The sequence below is a fragment of the Actibacterium sp. genome (genome assembly GCF_041584535.1).
In the GTDB taxonomy this organism is placed as follows: domain Bacteria; phylum Pseudomonadota; class Alphaproteobacteria; order Rhodobacterales; family Rhodobacteraceae; genus Actibacterium_D.
The window spans coordinates 1-6,088 of sequence record NZ_JBFHDW010000164.1 but is presented as its reverse complement, the minus strand read 5'-3'; the positions used below and the strand labels follow the sequence as shown (position 1 = coordinate 6,088).

Genomic DNA, 6,088 nt, shown 5'->3' with positions numbered 1-6,088 from the left:
GAGGCTCTGGTCAAGGATGTCGGCATCGAGGCCGCCTGCACTCTGACCGGGCGATCCAAGGCGACCTTGGGGCGGTATTACTCGGACGCGGCCGAGCACGCCGACCGTTTCATGCCGATCGACGCGGTTGCAGCCTTGGAAGGCGCGGCGCGCTTTCCGCATGTTACCACCGCGCTGGCCGAGCTTCAGGGCATTACCCTGTCTTACAATCAGGACGGCAAGAAGAACGCGCCGAATGGCGGGGTGAACGCTGATGTCGTGGCGCTGGCCCAGCGGTTCGCGATGCTGATGTCGGAATACAACCAGTCGATCGAGGATGGCATCATCACCATCAACGAGGCCAAGCGCCTGTTGAAAGAAACCCTTGCGTTGCAACATGTTCTGATCGAAATGAAGCTGCACCTCGAAGAAGAGGCGACCTGAGACCGCGCTACGGGCGGCACTTGAATGAAACAAAAAGGGCGCCCTCAGGGCGCCCTTTGTCGTTTTGGATCAGGCGGCCGCGCGCTGGCGGCTCTTTTGGCCACTGAACCGGCGGCGCGGCTTGCTGCCTTGCGGCGGGCCGTTGCGCTTGGACGGTTGCGGCTTGTGGGCCTTGTGTGCCTCGGCGGGGCGGGTGCCCGACGCCACGGCGATGCTCAGACCCATGACCTTTTCAATCGCGCGCAATTCATCCGTTTCCTCGGGCGAACAGAACGCCACGGCCAGACCGGTTGCGCCGGCACGGGCGGTGCGGCCGATACGGTGAACATAGTTCTCGGGCACGTTGGGCAGGTCGAAGTTATAGACATAGGCGACGCCGGGAATGTCGATGCCACGGGCGGCGACATCGGTGGCGACCAGAACCTTGATCTTGCCGTTGCGGAAATCCTGCAGCGTGCGCTCGCGCTGACCCTGGCTTTTGTTGCCATGGATCGACCCGGCTGCAAAGCCTTCGGCCTCAAGCTGTTTCTTCAGACGTTCCGAGCCATGCTTGGTGCGGCCAAAGACCAGCGCCAATTCGCCCGGATGGGCGGCCAGCAGGCGTTTCAGCAGCGCGGTTTTCCCGGTCTGCTGCACGAAATGCACCGATTGCGTCACCTTGTCAGCGGCCTTGCCCGGAGGGCTGACCTGCACCCGGATCGGGTTGTTCAGATAGGTTTGTGCCAGTTCGTTCATCTGTTTCGGCATCGTGGCCGAGAACAGCAGGGTCTGGCGCGGGGTGGCCAGCAGCGGCGCGATCTTGCGCAGCGCGTGGATAAAGCCAAGGTCCAGCATCTGGTCAGCTTCGTCCAGCACCAGAAACCGGGTTTCCGACAGGCTGATGGCGCGGCGGTCGATCAGGTCCAGCAGGCGGCCCGGCGTTGCCACCAGAATATCGGTGCCACGGGTCAGGTTCTTGATCTGCACATTGATCGAGGTGCCGCCCACAACATGGGTGATGCGCAGATGCGCGCCCTTGATGAAACCGGACAGGTTGTCGGTGATCTGGTTGGCCAGTTCGCGCGTCGGGGCAAGGATCAGCGCCCGGGCGGTTTTCGGTGTCGGCGCAGTGCCGATTTGCAGCAGTTGGTGAACCAGCGGCAGGCCAAAGGCCGCGGTTTTGCCGGTGCCGGTCTGAGCCAGCCCCATGATGTCGCGGCCATCCAGAATATGCGGAATGGCCTTGGCCTGAATCGGAGTCGGATCAGTATAGCCCTGTGCTTCGAGGGCTTTCATAAGACGGGGCGCAAGGCCCAGCATCGAAAATTCGGTCATCGTGACCCTTTCAAAGGGTGGCGCACCACCCGAAAAACATAATAGCGGCCCACCCCAGGGGGCGGCCGGTTGGCTTGGGCGTGACCAGATCTGGTCACAGGAACCCTTGCGTGAGGGGGAACCAAAAGGGCAGAGCGTCTTGCGCTCTGATCTCCGACGCCTGGGGGCTGCTCACGCGGCAGCGCGGCGTCAGGTTGGGGCTGACATGCGCTTTCACCGGCCACAAGTCAAGTCCGCTGCATCTGCATAATGAATGTTGGCCGCGACCGTGCCTTCGCCGCATCGGCGGCAAAGTGGGTCAATTGAACGGTAATTTGGCGATAACGGCGTCCATCGTGCGTTCGATATGGTCTTCGATCAGAGCAGCGCATTTCTCGGTTTCGCCGTCGATCGCGGCGTCGAAGATCGCCTTGTGCTCGGCCCGCACGTCGCGGGTGCCACTGGCATTGGCCAGCGCAATCCGCACATAGCGATAGGATTGCTGATGCAGGGTCCGGCGAAACCGGATCAGCCAAGCGTTGTTGCAATTCTTGACCAGACAATCGTGGAAATTCGCGTTCTGCTCGTCCCAGATGTCGGCATAGTCGGACTGACCCTCGCCGATCAGCTTGGCCTCGGCCCGCGCCAGCCGGTGATAGGCGGCGACCAGATCGGCCTCCCAATCCTCGGTGCGATGGGCCAGCGAAATCCGCAGCGCGCTGGTTTCGATGATCTTGCGGGCGTCGGTGATGTCGCGGAAATCACGCACCGACAGCGGGCTGACGCGAAAACCACGCTGCTGTTCCGAAATCACCAGTGAATCGATCAGCAACCGCGACAGCGCCTCGCGCATGGTCGAGGTCGAGACCCCGAATTCCTGCCGCAGATTGTCGACATGCAACCGTTCGCCGGGCTTCAATTTCCCGTTCATGATCCGGCTGCGCAATTGTTGGTGCACGGTTTCGATCGCAGTAGCCTTGACCGGTTTGGCCTTGCCCTGCGTGTCGATGCTTTCGGTTTGCGGCATGAAAAAATCGCCTGAGGCTGTTTTATTTGTTGCCTAAGACATAGCAACAAGCAGCCTTCGGAACAATGCGCTTGACCAGAAATCCGCAGTCTAAACCGCGGCGCACACCCGCGCGCCGCCGTTGGTTTCCCTGGATGGCGGGGCGTGGATCAGCCTTGCAGGCTGCGCACGCCGATTTCGCCTTCTTCACGCGATTTCATCGCCAGCGCGGTCGCATGCGCAGCCGCGGCGGTGGTGTAATACGGGATCTTGTCATACAGCGCGACCGAGCGGATTTCGCGGCTGTCTTCCACCGCCTGCGTGCCTTCGGTGGTGTTCATGACCAGCGCGATCTTATCGTCCTTCATCAGGTCGACAATGTTCGGGCGGCCCTCATAGACCTTGTTCACCACATCGCAGAGGATGTTGTGATCCTTGAGGAACGCGGCCGTGCCGCGCGTGGCGACGATGGTAAAGCCCATGTCGATCAGGATTGCGGCGGTTTCGACCAGTTCGGGGGTCTTGTCGGCATCCGTGATCGAGAAGAACACAGCACCTTCGGTCGGCAGGATCACGCCTGCGCCCATCTGCGCCTTAAGGAAGGCGCGCGCGAACGAACGGTCCCAGCCCATGACTTCGCCGGTCGAACGCATCTCGGGGCCGAGGATCGTATCGACGCCGGGGAAGCGGGCGAAAGGCATGACCGCCTCTTTGACCGAGAACCACGGCATGTTCGGATCGGCCAGCGACATCTGGTCGGCCAGCGGCAGCGGATCGTCAGGACCGGTGCCGGCAGGGTAGGGCGGACGCATCGGGAAGCTGTCCAGTTTCTCGCCCGCCATCAGCCGCGCCGCGATCGAGGCGATGGCGCTGTCGGTGGCCTTGGCCACAAAAGGCACGGTGCGGCTGGCGCGCGGGTTGACCTCGATCAGGTAGACCTCGCCGTCCTTGACCGCGAACTGGATGTTCATCAGCCCGACCACACCCAGAGCCAGCGCCAGATCATGCGCCTGCTTGGCCATTTCGTCGATGATGTCTTTCGGCAGGCTGTGCGGCGGCAGCGAACAGGCGCTGTCGCCGGAATGCACGCCAGCCTCTTCGATATGCTGCATGATGCCGGCCACATGGACCTTTTCACCATCGCACAGCGCATCGACGTCAACCTCGGTCGCGCCCGACAGGTAGCTGTCCAGCAGAACCGGGCTGTCACCCGAGACCACCACGGCCTCTTTGATATAGCGTTCCAGCTGGGCCATATCGCGGACGATCTCCATCGCGCGGCCGCCCAGCACATAGGACGGGCGGATCACCAGCGGAAAGCCGATTTCCTCGGCGATGGCCAAGGCCTGAGCGTCGGTGCTGGCAATGCCGTTTTTGGGCTGTTTCAGGCCCAGACGGTTGACCAGATCCTGGAACCGTTCGCGGTCTTCAGCAAGGTCGATGGCGTCGGGGGTGGTGCCAAGGATCGGAATGCCCTCGGCCTCCAGCGCGTTGGCCAGTTTCAGCGGCGTCTGGCCGCCGAACTGAACGATCACCCCGTGCAGGGTGCCGTTTTCAAGCTCGACCCGCAGGATTTCCATCACATGCTCAAAGGTCAGCGGTTCAAAATACAACCGGTCCGAGGTGTCATAGTCGGTCGACACCGTTTCGGGGTTACAGTTGATCATGATGGTTTCATAGCCGACATCGCTAAGCGCATAGCAGGCATGGCAGCAGCAATAGTCGAACTCGATCCCCTGACCGATGCGGTTCGGGCCACCGCCAAGGATGACGACCTTCTTGCGATCCGACGGGCGGGCCTCGCATTCCACATCGCCCATGACCGGGGATTCATAGGTGGAATACATGTAAGGCGTCTGGGCCTCGAATTCGGCGGCGCAGGTGTCGATGCGTTTGAACACGGCGGTGACGCCAAGGTTCTGGCGGGCGCGGCGGACATTGGCCTCGTCCCGGCCCGTCAGCTTGGCAAGGCGGGCATCGGTAAAGCCCAGCATCTTGACGGCGCGCAGGCCTTCTTCGCTGACCGGCAGGCCTTTGGCGCGCAGCTCGGCCTCGGCTTCGATGATCTCGCGGATACGGGCAAGGAACCACGGGTCATACGCGGTCGCGGCGTTGATTTCATCATCGCTCAAGCCGTGGCGCATCGCCTGAGCGATGGTGCGCAGCCGGTCCGGCGTTGCCTTGGTCAGCGCGGCCACCACGGCGGCCTTGTCGGGGGCGCCTTCGATCACGACCTCATCAAAGCCGGTCAGGCCGGTTTCCATGCTGGCCAGCGCCTTTTGCATCGACTCGTGGATGGTGCGGCCGATGGCCATGGCCTCGCCCACGGATTTCATCGCGGTGCTGAGTTCGGGCTTGGAGCCGGGGAATTTCTCGAACGCGAAACGCGGGATTTTGGTCACGACATAATCGATGGTCGGCTCAAAGCTGGCCGGGGTCACCTTGGTGATGTCATTGTCCAGCTCGTCCAGCGTATAGCCAACGGCCAGCTTGGCGGCGATTTTCGCAATCGGGAAACCAGTGGCCTTGGAGGCCAGAGCCGACGACCGCGACACGCGCGGGTTCATCTCGATCACCACCATGCGGCCATCGGCCGGGTTCACCGCCCATTGCACGTTCGAGCCGCCGGTTTCGACGCCGATCTCGCGCAGCACGTTGATCGAGTGGGTGCGCATGATCTGATATTCTTTGTCGGTCAGCGTCAGGGCCGGGGCCACGGTGATGCTGTCGCCGGTATGCACGCCCATCGGATCGACGTTTTCGATCGAACAAACGATGATGGCGTTGTCGGCTTTGTCGCGGACGACCTCCATCTCGAATTCTTTCCAGCCCAGCAGCGACTCGTCGATCAGGATCTGGCTGACCGGCGAGGCATCAAGGCCCGACTTGCAGAAATGGATATAGTCGTCGCGGTTATAGGCCACGCCGCCGCCGGTGCCGCCAAGGGTAAAGGCCGGGCGGATGATCGCGGGCAGGCCGATATGCTCCAGCGCGTCCATGCATTCTTCCAGCGTGTTGGCGATGGTGGCCTTGGGGTTCTCGATGCCCAGACGGTCCATTGCCTCGCGGAACAGCTTGCGGTCCTCGGCCATCTCGATGGCCTCGCGGTTGGCGCCGATCAGCTCGACACCGAATTTATCCAGAACGCCCATATCGGCCAGCGCCAGCGACGTGTTCAGACCGGTCTGGCCACCCATCGTCGGCAACAGCGCGTCGGGGCGTTCCTTTTCGATGATTCTGGCAACGACTTCAGGGGTGATCGGCTCGATATAGGTGGCGTCGGCCATGTCCGGGTCGGTCATGATCGTCGCCGGGTTCGAGTTGACCAGAATGACGCGATAGCCTTCTTCGCGCAGGGCTTTACAG

4 protein-coding genes are annotated in these 6,088 nt (G+C 62.1%); 1 reads left to right on the top strand and 3 read right to left on the bottom strand.

The window, feature by feature from the left end; all coding sequences use genetic code 11:
• A partial coding sequence (locus tag ABYW26_RS09220) for a hypothetical protein (protein ID WP_372604508.1) occupies nucleotides 1-423 on the top strand: 423 nt, incomplete at its 5' end.
• A gap of 69 nt (nucleotides 424-492) precedes the next feature.
• Here ABYW26_RS09220 and ABYW26_RS09215 read toward each other — a convergent pair.
• The 3 genes from ABYW26_RS09215 to carB all read right to left on the bottom strand — a co-directional run.
• Complete coding sequence (locus ABYW26_RS09215) at nucleotides 493-1,737, bottom strand: DEAD/DEAH box helicase (protein ID WP_372604506.1); 1,245 nt, start codon at nucleotides 1,735-1,737, stop codon at nucleotides 493-495.
• A gap of 298 nt (nucleotides 1,738-2,035) precedes the next feature.
• A complete protein-coding gene (locus tag ABYW26_RS09210) occupies nucleotides 2,036-2,743 on the bottom strand; it encodes a GntR family transcriptional regulator (protein WP_372604505.1) in 708 nt (235 codons plus the stop codon).
• A gap of 149 nt (nucleotides 2,744-2,892) precedes the next feature.
• A partial coding sequence (carB, locus tag ABYW26_RS09205; protein WP_372604504.1) for a carbamoyl-phosphate synthase large subunit occupies nucleotides 2,893-6,088 on the bottom strand: 3,196 nt, incomplete at its 5' end.